We start from the raw sequence: 23,225 nt of genomic DNA on the forward strand, positions 1-23,225 counted from the left end.
TGATGAGTAAGGAAATTGAAAATATCTTTGATAATACGGACTTTGTGCTAATGCTTAATCAGGCTTCAGGCGATAGAGAAATTTTAGCAAGGAAACTTAAAATCTCACAGCCACAGCTAAAATATGTAACCAATTCCAATGCAGGAGAAGGACTTTTGTTTTTTGGAAATACTATTGTTCCTTTCCTTGATAAGTTCCCGAAAGACACAATCCTTTATCAGAAGATGACAACTAAGCCTGAAGAAGTGAGGTAGGCTTATGGGACAGAAACTGAAAAGGGACTTTAAGGAAAGGCAAAGAGCAAGGATAGAAAAGGAAACACTTAAAAGTAATAGCAGCATAGAGCCTGAAGAAAATAAACTAAAGCATAATGATGATTACAGAGGGAAAATTGTCCATGACAAAGACAGATTTCAAGATAAGGTTCATGAAAAGGTCAGTAAGAGAAGTGCAGAAACTGAATTAAACGGAAAAACTTCTAAAAGAAATGCAAGGTATAGAGCTTCCGATAAGGATAGCGTAGCTTCTGTAGCTGAAACAGAAGGTGTAAGTCAAAAAGAAATTGGAAAAGCAGATTATATTACTGAGGTTAAGGATGGAAAAATCTATGATCCTTTAGGAAAAGACCTTGATAATGACGGAATCATAGATAGATATGACAATGACTTTAGGGACAGCGACTATTTTGAGTCAACCTATGATGTAGAGGACAACCTTCATCGTAAAGCAGAAGATACAAAAGGCTTTTCAAAAAGCCAAAAGGCTCAAAAGAAAAAATATAAGAGAAAAAACTATTCCGATAAGCTCTATACCAGAAAAAAGGACAAAGAATCCAAAGAGGAAAAGGCTGACAATAAAAAAAGCGGAAAAGAAGCCATTCTTGATAGAGAAAAGAAAAACAGGCTTTCTAAAGAACAGGAAAGAACTTTTAGGGATAAGGCTTCTAAAGTGTCCGCTTTATCAGGACTTGCTAAAGGAAGTGAAACCGTAAGAGATTATTTATCTCATGGAAGTGATGAAAATCAAGGGGTAGAGGCAGGAGAAAAAACAGCCGACACAAGCTCAAAACTCATTCATGGCATTAAGAACTATTCAGATAAGAAAAGAGCAAAAAAAGGATATGACCTTACGAATAAGGACTATAAAATCAGAAAGCGAAAATCCAAACTTGAATTTCGAGATGCCAAAGAGGAGCTAAAAAAGACACAGGAGTATCAAAAAGCAAATAACTTTAAGCGATTTCAAAAGCGAAAGCAGATGAAAGATTCCATTAAAAGGCAGAATAAGTCAAGGCTTAGAGATCGCATTAAGGAGGGGCTTATAGGAAGTCTTAAAAGTTCAAAGGAAGTTATATTAAGAAAAGCGAAGGGACTTATGATTATTTTCATAGGTCTTATTATTTTGGGAACTTTCTTTATCAACTTTGCAGGAACGGGAATGACAGGCTTTATGAACTCCACAAGTTCTGTTCTTACAACAAGCTATTTGTCAAAGCCAAATGTCCTAAATGAAATCAATCAGAACTTTTCCGCTATGGAAAGTGAGCTTCAAAACGAGGTTGATCATGTCAAAGAGAATTATCCCGGATATGACGAGTACATCCTAAATAACACAGAGTACATCGGTCATAATGTCCATGAGCTTTTATCCTACATTACATCAAGGTGCGGAGAAGTAAAGAATGTATCGGAAGTAAGCTCCGTATTAAATGAGCTTTTTAAGTCCATGTATGACCTTGAGTATAAGGAAGAAGTAGAAATCAGATACAGGACAGTTACAGAAACCTATACCGATGAAGATGGAAATGAATATACCGAAAGCCATGAAGAACCTTACGAGTACAAGAAACTCATTGTAACCCTTCATAAAAGGGAAATGGACAGTATCATCAGAGAAGTCTTTGCGAACTATCCTGACAATCTAAAACACTATGAAGCCTTATTCCTTGCTCAAGGCAATATGGGAGAAGCCTTTGGCAATAGCGATCTGATTGCTTCCAATGGAGGTATCGGAGGTGGAAAAGAGTATGAGGCTTCTACGGAAGTTCAAAAGAAGATTGTAAATGCTGCATACATTACGCCATCTCCGGGTGCAGGCTGGTGTGCTATGTGGGTGTCGCAGGTCTATCAAAATGCAGGACTTGGATATATCGGAGGAAATGCTTGTGATATGTACCGAAACTACACCTTTACATCAGATAAATCAAAACTCAAGGTAGGAATGCTTGTTGCAGTTGAAAGTAGTAGTAGCGGAAGTACAGCAGGACTTACCTATGGTCATGTGGGAATTTATATAGGCGATGGCAAGGTAATAGATAATATCGGGCGAATCAGAGTAACTACCTTAGATGATTGGATAGCAACTTTCTGCAAGCACCATCCCGTAGGTTTCGGCTTTCCGCCAAATGTAAACAGATAAGGAGGACACAATTTGAAAAAAGAACTTACAGCAGTAAAAAACAGAATAAAGAAATTAAAAGATAAAAAGGCTCTAATTGATGAAGAATTGGAGCCTTTGTTCATTCGTGAGGAAGAACTTGAAAACGAAGAAATTATTGCCATTTGCAGAAAGAACAACATTACAATCAGTGATTTAATGGCAAAAGTAAACAGAGAAAAAGCAGAAGTGAAAAAGGAGAAGACAAATGAAAACCAGTTTGAAAAATAAAAGAATTACAGCTATTGTTGTAGCTTTTACCCTCTTAATGGGTGGAGTTTTAGGGGTGTTAAAAGTTGGTGCAAAGACAGTATTTGCGTCAAATGAACCGCCTGAAAAATATGAAACATATTATGAACTGAAATTCGAGGATCATACTTCAGATGACACCTTTAGAGGATTTTATTATGTCGGAAAAGAAAATAAAGAAGGTCAGCCATTGAACTTTAAATTTTCCTTATCAAAATCCTTTGAAGAAAAGGGAGGTGTAGTTGTCGATAAGTATAATGAAACCTTTACCAATGAGAATATGGACAAAGAAAATCAGTTAGATGATCTAAGATACATGACAAAGAAAACTTATCCATATTATCGAATTCACAATGTAGGGACAGGTGCTTTTACAAGTATCGTTTCTCCAAGAGATAAAGATAATTACTATATTGGAGATATTACAGAAAATGCAGAAGAACGAACTGTAAAAGGAAAGAAAGCAAATGTCATTGTCTATACCTGCCCTGTTCTACAGTTAAATAGAAATATTGAGAAAGTAACGGTTGATTATGAGGGAGAGCTTAAAGAGGAAACAAAGAACGCTATTATTGGCAGAGTAAAGGAAGCAAATCCCAATATCAACAATGTAAAAGAAATCAAGATTGTTAAAGACAAGCTGATTATTGAAACATGGAACAGATTTCATACCGGTGTCCCATACCTTGAATTACCTTTAGAGGATTTATATAAGAGAGTAGCGAATGCGTCAACTCAAACAGACAATAAGGATACAAAGGATCAGGAAAGTCAGACAAAAAGTGAAGTAAAGGTCAAATATCAATATCAGGATGGAAAGGTATATAAGGAGTATTCAGCTTCCTTTGACAAAAATCAGGTGATTGACGCTTCTGATCTTGAAATGCTTCCTGATAACATGAGCTTTAATGACGATTTTGTAAACTACACAGTAAAAGGTGATGGAAGCGATAGTATTATCCGAATTGTAAAAAAGTTAGAAAGTAATGCTCAGACGCAGACAGAAAAGCCAAAAACAGAAGATAAGGGAACTCAAACAGAGCTTAGCAAAGATGATATTTCAAAAATGGAAAAGGAATCTAAGGAACTTCAGGAAAAACTTGACAAGCTAAATCAGGAGATTAAGGACAAGGATAAATTAAGCGATAAGCAAAAGGAGAAAATCAAAGACCTTGAGGAAAAAATAGATAAGCTGAAGGAAAAACTTGAAAAGGGCAAAGACGATAAGGATTTATCGGCGGATATGAAAAAGGAGATTGAGAAGCTAACTGAGAAAATTAAGGAGCTTGAGAAAAAGACGAATGAGGTTGGCAAAGCTCCTGTTACGCATAATCCTACTGTAACCACAATCAGCCCTATCTCCGGAATGAAAACAGGAACAGGAAACTTCCCTAAAACATCTGTAAGTGATACGGGTAAAGGCTCATCATCACAGGATAATACAGGAAAGATTACAAAGGACACAAATGTTGGCAAGACCGATGAGAAAGAAAAGGAAGTTCGTTATCCCAATAAGCTGACACCGAAACAGCCCGCTAATAATGGTAGTCAGGATTCTTCATTAGATGGTTCAAGTAAGACAGTAAATACCAATAAAGGAGTTGCTTCTGCTCCATCAAAGGCACGAGGAACTGTTACGGAAAATAAGGATAATGCCAACAATGATTATCCAATTCACCATAATGACAGTAAAGATAATAAAGAAACGGATAAATATTCTGCTGATGCAAGACAGTTTGTTACCTTTACTACTAAGAATGGCAAGACCTTTCATTTAATCATCAATCACGATGAGGATAGCGAGAATGTTATGCTCCTAACAGAAGTATCCGAAGATGATCTTCTTAATATGGTTGAAAAGAAAGAAGCTCCAAAACAGGAAATTACAAAGGAAGAACCTGAAAAAGAAGAACCTAAGCCAGTAAAAAAAGAAGAAAGCAGCAATATGGGAACCTACTTAATTCTCATTCTTGTAGTAGCAGGAGCATTAGGTGCAGGATATTATTTCAAGGTCATTAAGAAAAAGGAAGATAAGGAGCTTGAAGGCTTTGAGGAGGAAGATGATGATTTCTTTTCAGAAGCGGAAGAAAGTGAAAATGAAGTAGGTGAAGCAGAAATAGAAGATAAAGAAGATGATGAGGTAGAGTAGATTTGCACCTAAAACTATACAATATTTGGTGCAAAAGACAGGGCGGGAGAGTAACTTCTTTCGCCCTCTTTTTTTGAAAAACAGGAGGAAAAAATAGATGAATTTAGTAATTGCTGAAAAGCCAAGTGTTGCAATTTCTATTGCAAAAGTGATCGGAGCAACAAAGAAGAAGGATGGATATTATGAAGGAAACGGATATAGGGTTTCTTGGTGCGTAGGACATCTAATTCAAATGGCAAATCCGGAAAGCTATGATGAAAAGTATGCTAAGTGGAATATGGCGGATTTACCGATTATCCCAAAAGAATATAAGTATGAGATTGCAAAGTCCACAAAGAAACAATTTACGATTCTTAAAAAGCTGATGAATGATAAGGATATAGACATCGTGATAAATGCCTGCGATGCAGGGCGTGAAGGAGAAGCCATTTTTAGGCTTGTATATAATCAGGCAAATTGTAAAAAGAAGATGAAACGCCTTTGGATTTCATCAATGGAAGATAGTGCCATAAAGGATGGTTTTGATAACCTGAAAGACGGAAAGGTTTATGATAATCTCTTTGCATCAGCACAAGCAAGGGCGATTGCAGATTGGATTGTGGGAATGAATTTAAGCAGACTGTATTCGTGTCTATACAAGCAAAATTACAGTGTTGGCAGAGTTCAAACACCTACCCTTGCCATGATTGTAAATAGAGATGATGAGATAGCAAATTTTAAGAAAGAAAAATATAATACAGTGGAATTAAGCCTTAATGGCTTTACACTATCAACAGATAGAATTGATGATGAGGTTGCTGCTGAACAGCTAATCAATTTAGTAGGCGATAAGATAGAAATTACCGATGTTATTCAAAAGGAAAAGATAACAAAACCTGAGCTGCCATTTGACCTGACAACGCTTCAAAGAGAGTGCAATAAATATTTTGGATACTCAGCTAAGCAGACACTTGATTATGCTCAAAGTCTTTACGAAAAGAAACTGATTACCTATCCAAGAACAGACAGCAGATGCCTTACTGAAGATATGATTGTAAGTACGGTTAATAACATTTTAGGGAAGAATAATTTTGATACAGAGCGTATCAAGACGGTATTTAACTCTAAAAAGGTTACAGACCATCATGCGATTATACCGACAGTAAGCAGTATGAATGAGGACTTAACTTCTCTTCCGGAAAGTGAATTGAAGGTATATGAACTTATTTTAAATAAGCTACATGCAAGTGTAGGCTATCCTTTAATTGAGAATACAACGAAGATTGTGGCTGAATTTGATGGATTTGAATTTACAAGCAGTGGCAAGGTGATTGTAGATGAAGGCTTTACCAAATACCTAAACGAATATGTAAAAAAGAAAAATGAAGATACAGTGCTTCCGGATGTAAAGATTGGTGATAGTCTTGATATTAAAGATAAAGAGATAAAAGAAAAATACACATCATCGCCTAAACATTTTACGGAAGATCTTCTCCTAAAGGCTATGGAGCTTGCAGGAAATGACGCATTGGAAAAAGGTGTAGAAGTTGAGCGAAAAGGACTTGGAACACCCGCAACAAGAGCGGGGATTATTGAAAATCTGATTTTCAAGGGATTTGTAGAAAGAGATAAAAAGAACCTTATTGCTACACATAAGGGAATCAGCCTTGTAACGATTGTAGCTGATACTTTTAAATCGGCAGAAACAACAGCAAAGTGGGAAATGGAGTTATCGGATATTGCACAGGGGCAATCTTCAAAGGAAAATTTTTTAGAAGCGATTGAAAATGAGATAAAAGAAGTGGTTTCCACTTATACCAAGTAAGATGCCACTAATTTCAAGGTGGAAAAAATGCCCTAAAAATGCTATAATCTTTTGTAGGAAAAGTAGGGAGAAAGGAAACGAGTATGAAAGATACATTTATGGATACTGCAAAAGTTATGTCAAAGGGGCAAGTTACCATTCCGAAAAGGATAAGAGAACTCTTGAACTTACAAAATGGAGATTATGTTACTTTTGTAGTTCATAAAGATAAGGTGCAAATTCAAAACTCCAAGACTTTTATTGAAGAAAATATTGATAAATAACAGTATATTTATAGAGGTAAATAATGGATAAAGATAAGATGGTATTGCAGAATACAAATGTGGGAAAAGATAATCATCAGTTTGATGATATTGTTAAGATTATCGAAGGTGCAAAGGATCGTGCTTATAGAAAAGTCAACGAAGAACTGATTTTGATGTATCAGGAAGTGGGAAAGTATATAAGTGAGAAAAGCAAAGAAGCAAGTTATGGATCAAATTTTGTGGAAAATGTTGCTGATTTTTTCTCTGAAAATTATCCTGATCTAAAAGGGTTTACTCGCAGAGGACTTTATAGAATGAAGCAATTCTACGAGTTATATAAGGACGATGAAAAAGTGTCACCACTGGTGACACAATTGAGTTGGACAAATCACTTGAAAATAATGTCTGGTTCAAAAAGCAAGGAAGAAAGACAATTTTATATTGAACTGGCAGTCAGAGAAAAGTATTCAAAGCGTGAGTTGGAAAGACAAATGGATAGTGGTTATTATGAGAGGTATATGCTTTCAAGCGGTGAGAGCTTGCCTGCCACACAAAAGGCAAAGAAAGAAACACATAATTTGTTTATGGACAGCTATGTCTTGGAATTTCTTGATGCACCAAAGATTGGAAGTGAAAGAGATTTTCAAAAATCAATTCTTGAAAATCTGAAGAATTTCATATTGGAAATTGGTAAAGATTTCTCATTCATAGGAAATGAATACAGGGTACAGGTTGGCAATCATGATTACTATATAGATTTATTATTCTATCATAGAGGGTTATCTTGCTTAGTTGCATTTGAACTAAAGATAGGGGAGTTTAAACCGGAATATATAGGCAAAATGAACTTGTATTTAGAAGCATTAGATAGAGAAGTAAAAAAGAAAACTGAAAATCCAAGTGTCGGTGTTATTCTTTGTGCTTCAAAAGATGATGAGGTTGTAGAATTTGCACTTAGTAGAAGCCTTTCTCCTACTATGGTATCGGAATACACCTTAAAACTAATAGATAAGAACCTGTTGCAAAGAAAGCTGAAAGAGTATACAGAAATTGCAGAAGAAGAAAATGAGTAGAAAAATAGCATTGAGGAATTTATAAAACATTAAGTTGCAGCACACAGAATTTAAAGGTGATTAGAGTAAAATCTAACCGCCTTTTTTGTTTGTAAAAAAGAAGGAGGTAAATATGCGAATAAATGATTTTCATAACATTTTGGAGCTTATAAAACAAGATGTTCTGCAGAGTGAAGCAGAGTATCTGAAGCTCTTAAAAGTTGTCGGGAACAATCAGAAGTACGATTTTAGAAGTCAGTTAAGTATTTATGATAAAAATCCTGAAGCGACAGCTTGTGCCAAGTTTGATTACTGGAGAGAACGCTTTAACAGAACGGTTATGCGTGGACAAAAAGGTATCCCCATTTTAGAGGATTATGGCACATACAAAAAAGTGGACTATATCTTTGATATAAGTCAGACTGTTTCAAGAAACCGAGATGTCAATGAGGTAAATCTTTGGAGATTTGATAAAGAAGCTCATAGAGATGTATTAAAAGAAATGATAAAAGCTGAGGGCTATGAAGAAAGCGAAAGCACCTTAGAAAATATCTTTTCTTTAAGCAGGTTCTACGGAGATGAAAAAATAGATAGCTTGATAAATGAGCTTAGAATATCCGATGAGGACAGAATATCTTTTACTAAATTTGTTAGGGATTCAGTAAGCTATGCAGTAGCTTCAAGATTTAAGTTAGACTATCCTATGGATAATGAACTTTTAAAGGAAAACTTTGCAATGCTTGACAGCATTTCCCTTATGAGCTTGGGAGAAATCGTATCAGACATTAGTGGAAATATAATTGATGCGACCATTCAAAAGAGTAAAGAGTTAGAGCTGCAAAAAGAAGTTTTAAGAGGTAAAGAAGCAGGATATAATAAAATAAAAGAAGAATTAGAGGAGGTAGAAGAAAATGTACTTCGACGAGATGATCAGGAAAGAATTAGTGAAAACGAGCGAATTTTCCGAAATGGAGAGTACGGACGAGATAATAGAGAAAATCAAAGAGAATACACTGAATCAGTTAGAGGAAGAGACGGACTTTATGAGGGAATATCCGAATCCGACATACGCAGTGATGAGGCTGGATTATCTTTCAAACAGCGAGGAGCAGAGCCACTTCGAGATGTTAGTGGATTTATACAAGGAGAAGAAATTGACCAAGAACCTGATGGATACTCAGAAACAGGCAATAGAGTTTATGAGAGCAGAGAAGCCGAAACTGATGGCAGCTTGGAAGATAGAGGACGAGAGCCATCCACAGTACAAAGCGATGATTTCAGCCCTCAAAGAGATGACAATCAAGGAGATAGTGGAAATCTAAAAGAAAATACGGATAAAGAGATAAGAGAAGCTGACAAGGCTTCTTTTTCTTTACCCGAAAACAGATCAGGACAGATTAAACTTACAATACCTCTTACACAAAATGATATTGACAGTATTCTTGTAAACGGTGGAAACCATGAGGGCGAAAGACTTCCTATCATTGATGAATTTTCCAAAGGAAAAGCAGTAGAAGAATTAGGAGAATACCTTAAAGATACCTTTAGAGGTGGAAACGGATTTTACATTGATGAAAGAGAAGTATCTTCCTGGTATTCGGATAAAGGCATTCATTTAGCTTATGGAACTTCTGCAAGAGAAGATATGACGCAAATTTTAAGCTGGAGTGATGCTGCAAGAAGAATCAGTGAGCTTTTAGAAACAGGAGAGTTTGCTACAAATATAGAGCTTTTAGAAGCACAGGACTATGAAAGAGATAGAGTTTCAGAATCGCTATGGTATCTATATCACGATTTAAGTGAAGAAAGGAAAGCACAGGGTTATTTTGACTTTATAGAAAGAGGAGGTGGGTTTCCGGAAGAAACAAGACAGTTATCGGAAGCTCTTAAAAATCCTGACTATCTAAAAAATGTTATTTCCGAGTATAGTCGCTTTTTGAAAGAATATAAAAAAAACAAAGATGTACTAAGGTTTCACTACCACAAGGTAGATAGCCTTTATCAGAAATTGCAGGAGCTTGAACTTCCAAGAAAGGAATATACTTCTAACCTTACCGAACCTCCAAAGGTACAAGGCTTTATTACAGAAGATGAAGTCCTTGCTACGATTTCAAGAGGAAGCGGTTTTGATCAGGGAAAAGAGAGGATTACAAAATATTTTAAAGAAAGTCATACGCTTCAGGAAAAAGCGAATTTCTTAAAAGACGAATATGGGATCGGCGGGAGAAGTCATGCAGTATCAGGTGAAATGGGAAGTGATGAATGGCACGATGCAAAGGGACTTAAATTACAGAAGAATCATTGTAACGATGTTTTTCTTACATGGTCAAATGTAGCAAAGCATATAGACGAGCTGCTTTCTAAAAATCTTTATCTTGAAGAGAATAAAATTGAAAGCAAGACAGCGATAGAAGAACAAAAAGAGTCAAGCTATTACTCTAAAGACGATCCAAATAATCTAATGACTGATGAAATGCTTGAGCGAGTTCCTGAACTTTATGCACAAGAGGATGTAGCTTTAGCGGATAAACAGGTTCATGCAGCATATATCATTCCATTTAGAAGCAACTGGACTTGGTATATGACGGAGTACGATAGAGAAAGCAAAGACGCTTTTGGACTTGTTTTAGGTATCGAACCGGAATGGGGATATTTTAATCTTGATGAGCTAAAGGAACTAAATGCCCAAAGGCTTGTTTTAGAAGATTTTCCAAAGACCTTTAGAGAGCTTAAAGACAGTGAGCTTAAAAAGCAGATGGATGAGCAGGAGCTTCATCATGTCTTTAATGGAGAGCTTAGCTTTGAGGACAATATTGCAGAGCTTGAAGCACCTGAAGAAGTGGAAGAAAGCATACAAGCAGAACCTTTTCAGGCTTCCTTATTTGATTATCTAAAGGAAAAAGAAGAAGTAGAGCTGAATGAAAAAGAGGATAGTTTTTCAGATGAGTTTGCAGTTAAAGAAGGCGATACCGTCTATTTTAATCATGAGGAGTACAAAGTAAGGGAGATCTCTAAAAATCAAATCACAGGAAGAAATGATTTGTGGCTTGATCCTGTAAGGCAAGGTAATCATCAAATACCGATTATATCCTTTACAGATGATGAGGAGTTATTAAGACAAGTAAGTCTCGAAAAACCTGAATTTATCATCGGCGATGAAGTGAAGTACAAAGGAAAAGACTATACCATCACAAGATTTGATGATATGGGAAATAACCTAAAGACAGTAACGGTCAAGGATAATACAGAGTATCTTGGAGGTATGATTACAGGCTCCGATGTAATTCCTTATTACAAAGAAAGTGAGCTTGATAAAATCTTTGAAAATCTTACCAATGCAAAACCCGAAAAGACTTTTGAGGAAATAGAAATAAAGAAAAATGAGGCTCACAATTTCAAGATTACAGAAGATACGCTTCCTCAAAAGTTATCTCCAAGTGAGAGGTTAAACAATAACCTTGAAGCAATTTCTATGCTTAACAGGGTGGAAAGCGGAGAACGAGAGCTTGATATTACAGCTCAAGAAGTTTTAGCAAAATATGTCGGCTGGGGTGGACTTTCCGATGTTTTTGATGAAAGTAAGGATGGGCAGTGGAAAGAGGCAAGAGCTTTCTTAAAGAAAAATCTATCGTCATCAGAATATGAAGCTGCAAGAGAATCTACTTTAACGAGCTTTTACACACCAAAAACTGTCATTGACGGAATATATAATACGCTTTCCGGTATGGGATTTAAACAGGGAAATATCCTTGAGCCGTCAATGGGTATCGGGAACTTTATCGGTAATCTACCTGATGAAATGGATAAGTCAAAATTTTATGGCGTAGAGATTGACTCAGTAAGCGGCCGTATTGGAAAACTCTTATACCCTGAAAGTGAAGTACAGGTAAAGGGACTTGAAGAAACGGGATTTTCCAACAACTTCTTTGATGTTGCAATCGGAAATGTTCCATTTGGAGAGTACAAGGTAAATGATAGAGAATACAATCGCAATAACTTCCTTATTCACGATTATTTCTTTGCCAAGTCCATTGACAAGGTAAGAAATGGCGGCGTTATCGCCTTTATTACATCTTCAGGAACAATGGATAAAAAAGATGAAAGTGTAAGACGCTATCTTGCAGCAAGAGCCGAATTTTTAGGTGCAATCAGGCTTCCAAATGATACCTTTAAGGGCGTTGCAGGAACTGAGGTAACAAGCGATATTATCTTCCTAAAGAAAAGAGATAGCGTATTGGAGCGAGATGAAGATTGGATACACCTTGCGGAAGATGAAAATGGACTTTCATATAACAAATACTTTGTCGATCATCCTGAGCAGATGCTTGGTTCTATGCGTGAAGTAAGCGGAAGATTTGGGAAAACTCTAACTTGTGAACCGATAGCCTTTTTAGGGCAAGAGAACAATATGGCTTCGTTAAAGGATCGTATCGAGATTGCAGGAGAAAGAATTTCAAAAGATGCCAAGTATGAAGAAATAGAGCTACTTGATGATGAAATAACTTCTATCCCTGCAACCGATGATGTAAAGAACTTCTCATACACCTTGATTGATGATGAAGTCTATTACAGAGAAAATTCACTCTTTATTAGAAAGGAAGTATCAGACAAGAATAAAGAAAAAATCAAGGATTACCTTGAGCTGAATGCTGCCTTAAAAGATGTGATTTACAAGCAGAAAGAAGATTTTAGCGAAGAAGAAATCAAGGCTTCACAGGAAAAACTAAATGAAGTCTATGATAACTTTTCAAAGAAGCATGGCTTTGTCAATAAATTAAGCAATACCAGAGCCTTGAAAGAAGATAGTAACTTCCCTCTTGTTTCCTCCATAGAAATCCTTGATGAAGAAGAAAATTTCAAGGCAAAGGGAGATATTTTCTCCAAAAGAACTATTACAAAGGCTAAAGTTATAGACCATGTGGATACTTCTTTAGAAGCCCTTGTCTTATCGGTGTCTGAAAAAGGCTATGTGGATTTTGACTATATGGGAAGTCTTACAGGAAAAGACAGACCGACTTTGATTGAGGAGCTTCGAGGGGAAATCTACCTAAATATTAGAGAGGAACAAAACTTTTACAGACCGCTTTCCTTTAACTTAGAGGATGGCGATTTACCTTTTGCCTGTGCAAATGGCAGCAACTCCTATAAATATGGCTATGTAACAAAGGATGAATATTTAAGTGGGAATATCAGGGATAAGATTGCCATAGTAGATAGCTACTTATCAAAGCTAAGACAAACGGAACGAGAGCTTCCTCATCTTGGGTTTACTGAGAATGGGAAAGAAAAAGAGCTGATAAGCTATGAAATGAACCGTTTGGAATACCAAAAAGCAGAGCTTACCAAAGTTCTTCCAAAGGAACTTGAAGCAAGTGAAATCAATGTGCGTCTTGGTGCAACTTGGATACCTATTAAAGATATTGAGAAATTCATCTTTGAAACGCTAAAAACTCCGGGGTATGCCAAATGGGATATTAAGGTTAAATTTTCCAATCTTACAAGCGAATGGAATGTAGAAGGAAAAAGCAGGGACAGAGGAAATGACCTTGCTGAAATGACCTTTGGTACATCAAGGGTAAATGCCTATAAGCTGATTGAAGATGCCTTAAACCTGAAAGAAACAAAGGTATTTGACCAGATTGTAAATCCGGACGGATCTAAAACATCTGTCTTAAATAAAAAAGAAACCATGCTTGCAGGACAAAAGCAGGAGCTATTAAAAGAAGAATTTAAGAACTGGATATTTAACGATCAGGAAAGAAGAAACCGTCTTGTAAAACTGTATAACGAGCGTTTTAACTCCATCCGTAACAGAGAATATGACGGAAGCAATCTCTCTTTTGAGGGAATGAATACAGAGATTGATTTAAGACCTCATCAAAGAAATGCCATAGCAAGAAGCCTTTATGGAGGAAACACTTTGCTTGCCCATGTAGTAGGAAGTGGAAAGACCTTTGAAATGGTGGCTTCTGCAATGGAAAGTAAGAGGCTTGGGATGTGCAGTAAGTCCTTGTTTGTTGTCCCAAATCACCTAACAGGGCAAATCGGTAGAGAGTTTATGCAGCTATATCCGTCAGCTAACATTATGGTAGCTGATAAGAAAGACTTTGAGCCAAAAAACAGAAAGAGATTTATCGGAAAGATTGCCACAGGGGAATATGATGCGGTTGTTATCGGGCATACGCAGTTTGAAAAAATCCCCATGTCAAAGGAATATCAGGAGAAGCACATCCAAGATCAGATTGATGAAATTGTAAACTATGTAGAAGAATACAAGCATGACAGAAATCAAAACTTTACAGTAAAACAGCTTGAAAAGACAAAGAAAAAACTGGAAACAAGGCTTGAGAAATTAAATGATGATTTTAAGAAAGACGATGTGATTACCTTTGAGGAATTAGGAGTTGATAAGCTCTTTGTTGACGAGGCACATGGTTTTAAGAACCTTTATCTCTATACAAAAATGCGTAATGTTGCAGGTATCGGGCAGTCAGAAGCCTTTAAGTCTTCAGATATGTTCATGAAGTGTCGCTATATGGATGAAATGACAGGCGGAAAAGGCGTGGTCTTTGCAACAGGAACGCCTGTAAGTAACTCTATGACAGAACTTTATACCATGCAAAGGTATCTTCAGTATGAGAGCCTTAAAAAGAATGGAATGGAGCATTTTGACTCTTGGGCTTCCACTTTTGGAGAAACACAAAGCTCTTTTGAATTATCTCCTGAAGGTACAGGATATAGGGTGAAAACGAGATTTTCAAAGTTCTATAACTTGCCTGAGTTGATGTCGATGTTTAAGGAAGTTGCAGATATTCAGACTGCGGATATGCTAAATCTTCCTACACCTGAAGCTAATTATGAAGTTATTAAAACAGAGCCTTCTGAAGAACAAAAGGAAATCCTAAAGAGCCTTTCTAAAAGAGCGGATGATGTCAGAAATAGGGTTGTAGAGCCTGATGAAGATAATATGCTTAAAATTACTAACGATGGAAAGAAACTTGCCTTAGATCAGCGTTTAATCAATCCACTACTTCCTGATAATCCTGATAGTAAGGTCAATGTCTGTGTAAAAAATGTCTTTTCCATTTGGGATAAGACAAAAGAAAACAAATCTACACAGCTACTTTTCTCCGATATGTCTACTCCAAAAGGAGATGGAGAATTTAACATCTATGATGATATTAGAGAAAAGCTCGTAGCTATGGGAATACCGAAAGAAGAAATCGCCTTTATCCATGAAGCAAATTCTGATAAGCAAAAGGATGAACTCTTTGCGAAAGTAAGAAAAGGCGAAGTTCGTATCTTAATGGGTTCAACGCAGAAGATGGGAGCTGGAACGAATGTGCAAAACAAACTGATTGCTTTGCATGACCTCGATGTGCCTTGGCGTCCCGCTGACTTAGAGCAAAGGGCAGGAAGAATCGTAAGACAGGGAAACGAAAATGAGAAAGTGAATATTTATCGTTATGTTACAGAGAATACCTTTGACGCCTATTTATGGCAGACGATAGAAAATAAGCAGAAGTTCATTTCTCAGATTATGACTTCAAAGACTCCTGTCAGAGTTGCAGAAGATGTGGACGAAAGTTCATTAAACTATGCAGAAATTAAAGCTCTTGCCACAGGTGATCCGAAGATTAAAGAAAAGATGGACTTGGATAATGAGGTTACAAAACTAAAAATGCTTGAAGCAAACTATAAGTCTAACCGTTACAGATTAGAGGATAAGGTGGCGAAAAATTATCCTGAAGAAATCGCAAGAACGGAAAAACTCATTGAAGCTGTCAAGAAAGACATATCAGCGGTTGAGCCAAAAGCGGAAGGTGAGGAAAAGTTTACTTCCATTACCATTGCAGGAGAAAAGATTACCGACAAGAAATTAGCCGGAGAAAGACTACTTGAAGCAATTTCAAAGATTAAAATCAATGAAAGCAAGGTTATAGGCAAGTATAGAAATATGGATTTAGAGGTAAGCTATAACTTCTTTACTAATTCACATAACTTTAGCCTAAACGGTGCTGCAAAGCATTCAGGAGAGCTTGGAACTAGTGCGGACGGTAACATCACAAGACTGGATAACGCTCTTGAGAAAATGTCTGAGAAATTAAACAGGCTTGAAGAAAAACTCATCAGCACAAAGGAACAACTTGAAAATGCCAAAGAAGAATTAAAAAAGCCTTTTGAAAAAGCAGATGAGCTGAAAACTAAGGTATTAAGACTTGCAGAACTGAATAAGCTCCTTGATATGGGAGAAGTGGAAGAAAAGAGAAATAATAATCCACTTGTAGAAGATGTAAAAAGGGCAATCATTGACTTCTGTAACAGAGAGTACGAAGAAAATCACAGCTATGATGAATTTAATACCTTGTATCCTGACTTAAAGCATATCGGTATAGCCTATACCAATATACCGGATGAAAGATATGGTATTCAGTATGAGCTTGATTTAGAGGAGAAAACTTGGACGCAGTATATTGATGATACGCCTATCAAATCAGAGAGTTTTGACTATGAGAATAAAGGAGAAAATGAAGCTCTAAGAAACATGAAAAATGAAATAGAAATGTCCTCTTTTAGCGATTTGGTTTATGTTGATTCCGAAGATTTAAGAGCAGCAACAGGACTTGATATTGACGATGAGGGTAACTTCTATGATCCGCTCTCTAAGGACCTCGATAATGATGGCATTCCTGACAGATATGACAATGACTTTAAGGACAGTGATTATTTTGAGTCAACTTATGATGTGGAGGACAATCTTCATAGCAAAGAAGAAACCGCACAAAAATCAGATGATAAGCCATCTATTTTAGGACAGATAAGAGCCTATCAAAATGAAAGTAAAACAGAAGAAAAGCAAAAAACAAAAGAACCGGAAATTTTAAGATAAGGGGAGGGTAACCTCCCTTTTGCCATGAAAGGAGACAAAAACATGGATTACAAAACAATGAGAAATCAAATAGAAGATATGGTAAATGATAATCATAAGGACTTTGTAAAAGCGATTATAAGCGTAGAAAAAGGTATCAATGATGAAAGTGCTTTAGACAAGCTCTATGACGCTTATATGGACAATGACAGCCTTAATTTGCTACATGAGGAATTTGACTACATGATTGATGATTTAAGGGAACAGGGACAGATAAAAGATCTGCCTTATGTTCAGGAAGAAAACGATAATCTTATCAATATCGTTGGCAATATTGTAGGGGAAGTCGATTTAGTTGAAAGGGAAAATAAAAACGGAGAAGCCTTTAAGGTAGCTAATTTCTCCGTAGTATCTAAAGACGATGAAGGAAACAAGGTATATCGCAACTGCTCCGCTTATGGAGAAAAAAGCGATATTCCAAAGGACTTTAAGCAGGGAGACTTTGTTAAGCTCTTTGGACAAATAAGAACATCCATTGATGATAACGGCAAGGAGCATAGCAACATCAGGATACTTTCTTCAAAGCTACTAAAGGCAAAGGAACAAATGAAAGGACAAGAAGAAAAGAAAGAATCTGTAATTGGAGCTATCAAGAAATATCAGGCGGAAGATAAGGAAAAGCCAAAAGAAAAGAAAGAAGCAAGCAAAGAAGCTGAGAGATAAATTTATGGTCGGTGTGGTCTTAGGACTGCACCGACTCTTTTTTTTATACAAATGGCGTATGTTTGCGTAAAAGGAAGTTTGTAGTGAAAAAAGTGAATAAATATGATATAATGATAAAAAAGAAATCAGATGCATGGGGAGGACAATTGTGTCAAAAATAAGTTATAAAAAGCTATTTAAAAAAATGATAGATTTAGACATGAAAAACTCTGAGCTAATGGAAAAAGCGGAAGTTAGTCGAAGTACTTTTTATAAAATGAAGAATAGTGAGAATATCACTACTGATGTGATTGTCAGAATATGTGATAGTTTGAACTGTGGTATAAATGAAATTATGGAGTTGGTGAATGATGAAAATAATTGATTATGTAATTGAATCTACAAATAAATATATTGAACAGATGCCAAAAGAAATTCGCAAGAAAAATGGGCAATTTTTTACAAGCAAAGAAACAGCTCTTTTTATGGCATCATTATTTGATTTATCATCATTTTCAAAAGAAATTTCTATACTTGATCCGGGAGCGGGTTCAGGGATACTTACTGCGGCACTTGTCCAAAGAATAATTGATACAGATAAGATTAAAACGATAAAAATAACTTGTTATGAAACTGATGGTAATATTTTAGAACTTTTAAATAAAAATTTGTTGTGGATAAGAGACAATTCACCATTAAAAATTGAATACAAAATAGTCAAAGATAATTATATAACGAGTCAAACGCTTGAATACAACAACATGCTGGGTGCGTGTACTGAACCTGAAAAATACGATGTGATTATAGGAAATCCGCCTTATTTAAAGATTGGGAAAACGGCTAATGAAGCTTTATCTATGCCTGACATCTGTTATGGAGCACCAAACTTGTATTTTCTTTTTATGGAGATGGCAAGTTTTAATTTAGTCGATAATGGCGAATTAGTATTTATCGTTCCGAGATCATGGACTTCTGGAGCTTATTTCAGAAAGTTTCGCGAGAAATTTTTAAGAGAAGTAGTTTTGAGGCATATTCATTTATTTGTGAGCAGAGATAAAGTTTTCGATAAGGAAGCTGTTTTGCAAGAAACAATAATTATTAAGGTTAAGAAAGAATCTAACAAGCCTAAAAATATTACTATAACTACAACGAACGCTAATTTTGATTTCGACAGCAAGACTGTTTTTGAAGCTCCTTACGATATGGTTGTTTCTGGAGAACACAAATATGTTTTTTTGATAACTGATAAAGAAGAAGCTGATACGATTAAAAAGGTAAATGAATGGAATGATACCTTGCCAACTCTTGGCTTGAAAATGAAAACTGGTTTGACAGTTGATTTTAGAAATCGAGAGTCTCTAAGAAATGATGCAGAGGAAAAAGCAGTTCCTTTATTTTATTCGCAACATATAAAAGATGGTAAAGTGATTTTTCCTGTTGGAAAAGAAAATGAGTATCTATTAACGGAGCAAAAAGGATTATTGCAGGAGAACACTAATTATTTATTTGTGAAAAGATTTACGGCAAAGGAAGAAAAGCGTAGATTACAATGTGGAATTTATTTAGCTAAAAATTTTTCAACATATAAGGCAATTAGCACACAGAATAAGATAAATTTTATTACAGGCTTACAAGGATTATCAGATTGTTTGGTTTATGGTTTGTATGTTGTAATGAACTCTACGCTTTATGATAATTATTACAGAATTTTAAATGGATCAACTCAAGTGAATGCTACTGAAATTAACTCGATGCCAATTCCGCCACTAACCTGTATTGAGAATATGGGAAAGGAACTGATTAAATTAAAGGATATGTCTGAAGAAAATTGTGATGAAATATTAGGGAGATTTATATATGTCTAAATTAGAAGAAGCAAAGAATATTTTAAGTGAGCTTAAGGTTCCACCAAAACAGCAGTCAGATCTATGTGGATATGTTATTTTGGCAATGGCAGATATTAAAAAGAATGATGAATGGGCTAATGCAACTAATAAATGGATAAGAATACATGATGTTATTGCCTTTATTAGAGAGTTTTATGAGGTTTCATATGCAGAGAATAGTAGAGAAACATTCCGTAAACAGGCGATGCATCATTTTAGGAATGCAGCATTTATTGAAGATAATGGGAAAGCAACAAATAGCCCTAATTACAGGTATCGATTAACTGATGAAATGTTGTTATTAGTAAAAACATTTCAATCAAGTCTGTGGGAAGAACAGAAGAATATTTTCTTAAAATCTCATCAGAACTTAATTGATCTATATAGTTCTAAAAAAGCAGTAAGAAAAATGCCTGTTAAAATAAACGGGGACGAGTTCACATTTTCTCCCGGTAAACACAATCAATTACAGAAATTTATTATTGAAGAATTTGCTCCACGATTTGCTGAGAACTCTGAATGTTTGTATGTTGGTGATACAATTCAAAAGGATTTGGTGAAGAATGAGGAGAAACTAAAAGAATTAGGCTTTGAGATAACACTCCATGACAAAATGCCGGATGTTGTTTTATATTCAGAAGATAAGAACTGGATTTACTTTGTTGAGTCTGTAACTTCTGTAGGTGCAATGGAGCCAAAAAGAATAAAAGAAATTGAAGAAATGACGGAAAATGTTTCAGCTGGGAAAATATATGTAACAGCATTTTTAGACTTTAAAACATTTAAGAAATTTTCAGAGTCTTTAGCGTGGGAAACGGAAGTATGGATTGCGGATATGCCGGACCATATGATTCATCTAAATGGGGATAAATTCTTAGGACCGAGAAAATAATGAGGGAGGTGTTTTTTATTAAAGGTGAAGTATCCAAAAAAGATTTGATTAGAGAAATTGAAAAAGCTATTAAAAGTGATGAATTAGGAGCATTTATTGGAGCAGGATTATCAATTCCTGCTGGGTTTTGTAGTTGGAAAGAACTTCTCAGAGAACCAGCAGAAGAGATTGGATTAGATGTTGAAAAAGAAAATGATTTGGTTAATTTGGCTCAGTATTATTCTAATTCGAAAAAGAGAACATCAATAGATGATCTTATCAAAGGTCAATTTTCTCAATTAGTAAAACCCACTGAAAATCATAAATTATTATCACAGTTACCCATTTCAACTTTTTGGACAACAAATTATGATAAGTTAATAGAAAAGGCTTTAGAAACCAATATGAAAAAGCCTTATGTAAAAACAAAGGATGAACAACTAAGAGGTACAAATTATAATTTTGATGCAATAGTATACAAATTGCATGGCGATGTAGAATCTCCTGAAGATGCAGTACTTACAAGAAGTGATTATGAAGAATTTGGATATAACAAAAGAAAATTATTCAGAGAGGTTTTAGAGGGCGATTTGCTTACCAAGACATTTCTATTTTTAGGATTTAGCTTTGAAGATCCAAACTTTAACTATGTAATAGGAAGATTAAGGGTATTACTCGACGAAAAGAATACAAGAAAACATTATTGTATTATGAAAAGAGTTCAAGATACTGATGAGGATTATGAGTACAAAAAAGTAAGACAAGAGCTGCAAATAGAAGATATAAATAGGTATGGTATTTTTACCTATTTGGTAGATGACTATAATGAAATTACTGACATATTAAGTATACTTGTAGATAGATATCGAAGAAAAACAATATTTGTATCGGGTAGTGCATATTGTTATCCGGGTTATTCTCATGAAACTGGTAAAAATTTTATTCACAAGCTATCTTTTGAACTATCAAAGAATGGTTATCGTATTGTGAATGGATATGGCAAAGGTGTAGGTGAATTTATATTAAATGGTGTCGCAGATTATTGCTTGAATCATAATTCCAAAATAAGTGATTTTTTGACGCTTATGCCTTTCCCGCAAAATAGCTCATTGGGAATAGATTTAGATAAGTTATATAAAGAAAATAGAGAGCAAATGATTGATAATTGCGGAATCGCTATATTCATTTTTGGAAACAAAGAAACAGAAAATATTGCAAGTGGAGTTATAGATGAATTTGAGTTATGTAAAAAGCATGGGTTAGTATGTTTACCAATTGAACATACTGGTGGGTCAGCTAAAGAAATATTCAATAAAATAACTCGAGAAATTACAGATAAAAATACAATAAGTGCAATTGAACAGGCAAATAAACAATGCGATGGCGATATTGATATGTCTGTTAAAAACATAGTTCAAGCAGTTAAAATATTAAACAAGGAGGAGCTTTAAATGGCAAAAAGACAGGTATTTTTTAGCTTTCATTACGATAATGATAATTGGAGGGCAGGACAGGTTCGCAACATGGGGAAAGTAGACAGTAGTTCTACCTTTTCTGATAATGACTGGGAGGAAGTAAAAGAAAAACTGAAAGTAAAATTAAAGAATGGATTGATGAACAGTTAAATAAGCGTTCATGTTTAGTTGTTTTGATTGGAGAAAAAACAGCAAACAGAAAATGGATAAATTATGAAATAAAAAAAGCATATGAGTTAAATAAAGGAATTGTAGGAATCTATATTCACAAACTGAAAAACGCAAAGGGTGAACAAGATAGTAAAGGTTCTAATCCTTTTGATTACTATAATATAAGCGGAGTATCAATGTCTAAATATGTTAAATGTTTTGAGTCCAATTGGTCAGCAAGTGATAATGTTTATAATGACATCAAGGATAACATAGAAGATTTGATAGAATATGGTATTGAACACAAACCATCAACTTGGTAATAAATGATGGAGAGAAAAGCTATCTCTCCATCTCCTTACCCATGTAAATCCCATAGTTCTTTCGTATTTGATAAAGCTCGTCCATAGTAGATTTTGTAGAAGAATACTCTTGCATTAGGGTATTCTTTTTTTCTTGCAATTTATCAAGTTTATCTAAAATATCCTTGGAATCAGGCAGCTTTGAATAGGATTTTTTTAGTTTTGCAAGAGCTGTTTCGTAGCGTGTGATTTCAGACTTATGCTCCTCATAAAATGCCTTATCAGAAGGATTCGCTTTATATTCTTTGTAGTAGGCTCGATACTTTTTAACAGTATGAACTTGTTCCATCGTATCAGAAAGTAGCTGCATATCCTTGTCAATTTCTTTGATTTTATCTTGTAAGGCTTGTCTTTCTTCAGCACACTTCCTGATGTATTCATCAAGCTGCTTGACGGAGTTAATGCCATGTTCTCTGATAAAAATAACTGACTCAGCCATTGTATTTAAGTTATGCTTGGTTGCCCAATATTCATAGCCTTTGCTCTCTTTTACTTTGGCATTGGTATTCATATTGATAACATTTCCGATTCGTTTTTTGACAGGCGGGGCTTTAATAGATTGATTTTCTGTAATACGCTCTTTTAATCTTTCTTCGGTATAATCCTCACCAATCGTCTTAGCCCTTGTAAATCTCTGCTTATCTTTTGGCTTAAAAGCTATATGTTTTCCATGCTTTATTTCATAACCAAGTTCCGCCATTTTCTTTAGAAATTCTTCCCAATCTTTAGACTGTTGTATTATTCTGTCAATGTCAAATTGAAGTTTGCTTTTCCAAGAAGTACCTTTCTTAGATTGCTCATTTTCATACCATGACTTTCCATTTGTTTTGTACTTTCTCTTATAGCTCTCGTAGAACTCATCAATCACAGATAGGTTGTTTTCTTTGCATAGCTTATCGCTTTGATACCTGATTTGGTGGTAGCTTTTCTTGTTGGATTGATAGCACTTGCCAGTTACCATATTTACATTATTGA

At 35.3% G+C, this 23,225-nt stretch carries 13 protein-coding genes and 2 pseudogenes; 14 read left to right on the forward strand and 1 reads right to left on the reverse strand.

The genetic code is table 11. The annotated features are described in order from the left end of the window. From HMPREF9129_RS12165 to HMPREF9129_RS02365, 14 genes and pseudogenes are all read left to right on the forward strand, one after another. Nucleotides 1-254 (forward strand): annotated as a pseudogene (locus tag HMPREF9129_RS12165) (VirB4-like conjugal transfer ATPase, CD1110 family); the annotation flags it as partial. 4 nt (nt 255-258) lie between these two features. Then, nucleotides 259-2,418, forward strand: a complete 2,160-nt coding sequence (locus tag HMPREF9129_RS02305) for a CHAP domain-containing protein (protein WP_000529887.1) — start codon at nt 259-261, stop codon at nt 2,416-2,418. Nucleotides 2,419-2,430: 12 nt separating this feature from the next. After that, nucleotides 2,431-2,667 carry a hypothetical protein gene (locus tag HMPREF9129_RS02310; RefSeq protein WP_000711923.1) on the forward strand — a complete coding sequence of 79 codons (237 nt, stop codon included), beginning with the start codon at nt 2,431-2,433 and terminating at the stop codon, nt 2,665-2,667. Continuing rightward, nucleotides 2,645-4,834 (forward strand): CD1107 family mobile element protein, encoded by a 2,190-nt coding sequence (locus HMPREF9129_RS02315; RefSeq protein ID WP_004819942.1) that lies wholly within the window; start codon nt 2,645-2,647, stop codon nt 4,832-4,834. The genes HMPREF9129_RS02310 and HMPREF9129_RS02315 overlap by 23 nt, the downstream gene beginning before the upstream one ends. Before the next feature lie 97 nt (nt 4,835-4,931). Further along, nucleotides 4,932-6,638 (forward strand): DNA topoisomerase 3, encoded by a 1,707-nt coding sequence (locus HMPREF9129_RS02320; protein ID WP_004819943.1) that lies wholly within the window; start codon nt 4,932-4,934, stop codon nt 6,636-6,638. Between the two features lie 83 nt (nt 6,639-6,721). Continuing rightward, a complete protein-coding gene (locus HMPREF9129_RS02325) occupies nt 6,722-6,901 on the forward strand; it encodes an AbrB/MazE/SpoVT family DNA-binding domain-containing protein (RefSeq protein WP_004819946.1) in 180 nt (59 codons plus the stop codon). A gap of 23 nt (nt 6,902-6,924) precedes the next feature. Continuing rightward, the gene (locus HMPREF9129_RS02330) at nt 6,925-7,956 is read left to right on the forward strand and encodes a PDDEXK nuclease domain-containing protein (RefSeq protein WP_004819947.1); all 1,032 of its coding nucleotides are present in this window, start codon (nt 6,925-6,927) and stop codon (nt 7,954-7,956) included. 112 nt (nt 7,957-8,068) lie between these two features. Next, nucleotides 8,069-16,825 carry a helicase-like domain-containing protein gene (locus HMPREF9129_RS02335; protein WP_004819949.1) on the forward strand — a complete coding sequence of 2,919 codons (8,757 nt, stop codon included), beginning with the start codon at nt 8,069-8,071 and terminating at the stop codon, nt 16,823-16,825. Between the two features lie 24 nt (nt 16,826-16,849). After that, a complete protein-coding gene (locus HMPREF9129_RS02340; RefSeq protein WP_004819952.1) occupies nt 16,850-17,527 on the forward strand; it encodes a hypothetical protein in 678 nt (225 codons plus the stop codon). A 148-nt stretch (nt 17,528-17,675) separates the two neighbouring features. Then, nucleotides 17,676-17,891, forward strand: coding sequence for a helix-turn-helix domain-containing protein (locus HMPREF9129_RS02345; protein WP_000036627.1), 216 nt, complete (start codon nt 17,676-17,678; stop codon nt 17,889-17,891). After that, on the forward strand, nt 17,875-19,371 hold the full coding sequence (locus HMPREF9129_RS02350; protein WP_004819956.1) for an Eco57I restriction-modification methylase domain-containing protein: 1,497 nt from the start codon (nt 17,875-17,877) through the stop codon (nt 19,369-19,371). Before HMPREF9129_RS02345 ends, HMPREF9129_RS02350 begins: the two co-directional genes overlap by 17 nt. After that, a complete protein-coding gene (locus HMPREF9129_RS02355) occupies nt 19,364-20,284 on the forward strand; it encodes a BsuBI/PstI family type II restriction endonuclease (RefSeq protein ID WP_004819958.1) in 921 nt (306 codons plus the stop codon). Before HMPREF9129_RS02350 ends, HMPREF9129_RS02355 begins: the two co-directional genes overlap by 8 nt. Nucleotides 20,285-20,292: 8 nt before the next feature. After that, nucleotides 20,293-21,714, forward strand: coding sequence for a Thoeris anti-phage system NAD(+) hydrolase ThsA (gene thsA / locus HMPREF9129_RS02360; RefSeq protein ID WP_115312102.1), 1,422 nt, complete (start codon nt 20,293-20,295; stop codon nt 21,712-21,714). 72 nt (nt 21,715-21,786) lie between these two features. Further along, a pseudogene (locus HMPREF9129_RS02365) lies at nt 21,787-22,211 on the forward strand (TIR domain-containing protein). Between the two features lie 19 nt (nt 22,212-22,230). Here the strand turns inward: HMPREF9129_RS02365 and HMPREF9129_RS02370 are convergent. Next, nucleotides 22,231-23,225: relaxase family protein (locus HMPREF9129_RS02370; protein WP_004819964.1), on the reverse strand; the 995-nt coding region annotated here is incomplete at its 5' end.

The organism is Peptoniphilus indolicus ATCC 29427 (assembly GCF_000227315.1).
Taxonomy (GTDB): Bacteria; Bacillota; Clostridia; order Tissierellales; family Peptoniphilaceae; genus Peptoniphilus; species Peptoniphilus indolicus.

Coding starts and splice junctions, on each gene's coding strand:
- HMPREF9129_RS02305 (WP_000529887.1), top strand. CDS start 259: ATGGGACAGAAACTGAAAAGGGACTTTAAGGAAAGGCAAAGAGCAAGG.
- HMPREF9129_RS02315 (WP_004819942.1), top strand. CDS start 2,645: ATGAAAACCAGTTTGAAAAATAAAAGAATTACAGCTATTGTTGTAGCT.
- HMPREF9129_RS02320 (WP_004819943.1), top strand. CDS start 4,932: ATGAATTTAGTAATTGCTGAAAAGCCAAGTGTTGCAATTTCTATTGCA.
- HMPREF9129_RS02325 (WP_004819946.1), top strand. CDS start 6,722: ATGAAAGATACATTTATGGATACTGCAAAAGTTATGTCAAAGGGGCAA.
- HMPREF9129_RS02330 (WP_004819947.1), top strand. CDS start 6,925: ATGGATAAAGATAAGATGGTATTGCAGAATACAAATGTGGGAAAAGAT.
- HMPREF9129_RS02335 (WP_004819949.1), top strand. CDS start 8,069: ATGCGAATAAATGATTTTCATAACATTTTGGAGCTTATAAAACAAGAT.
- HMPREF9129_RS02340 (WP_004819952.1), top strand. CDS start 16,850: ATGAAAGGAGACAAAAACATGGATTACAAAACAATGAGAAATCAAATA.
- HMPREF9129_RS02350 (WP_004819956.1), top strand. CDS start 17,875: ATGATGAAAATAATTGATTATGTAATTGAATCTACAAATAAATATATT.
- HMPREF9129_RS02355 (WP_004819958.1), top strand. CDS start 19,364: ATGTCTAAATTAGAAGAAGCAAAGAATATTTTAAGTGAGCTTAAGGTT.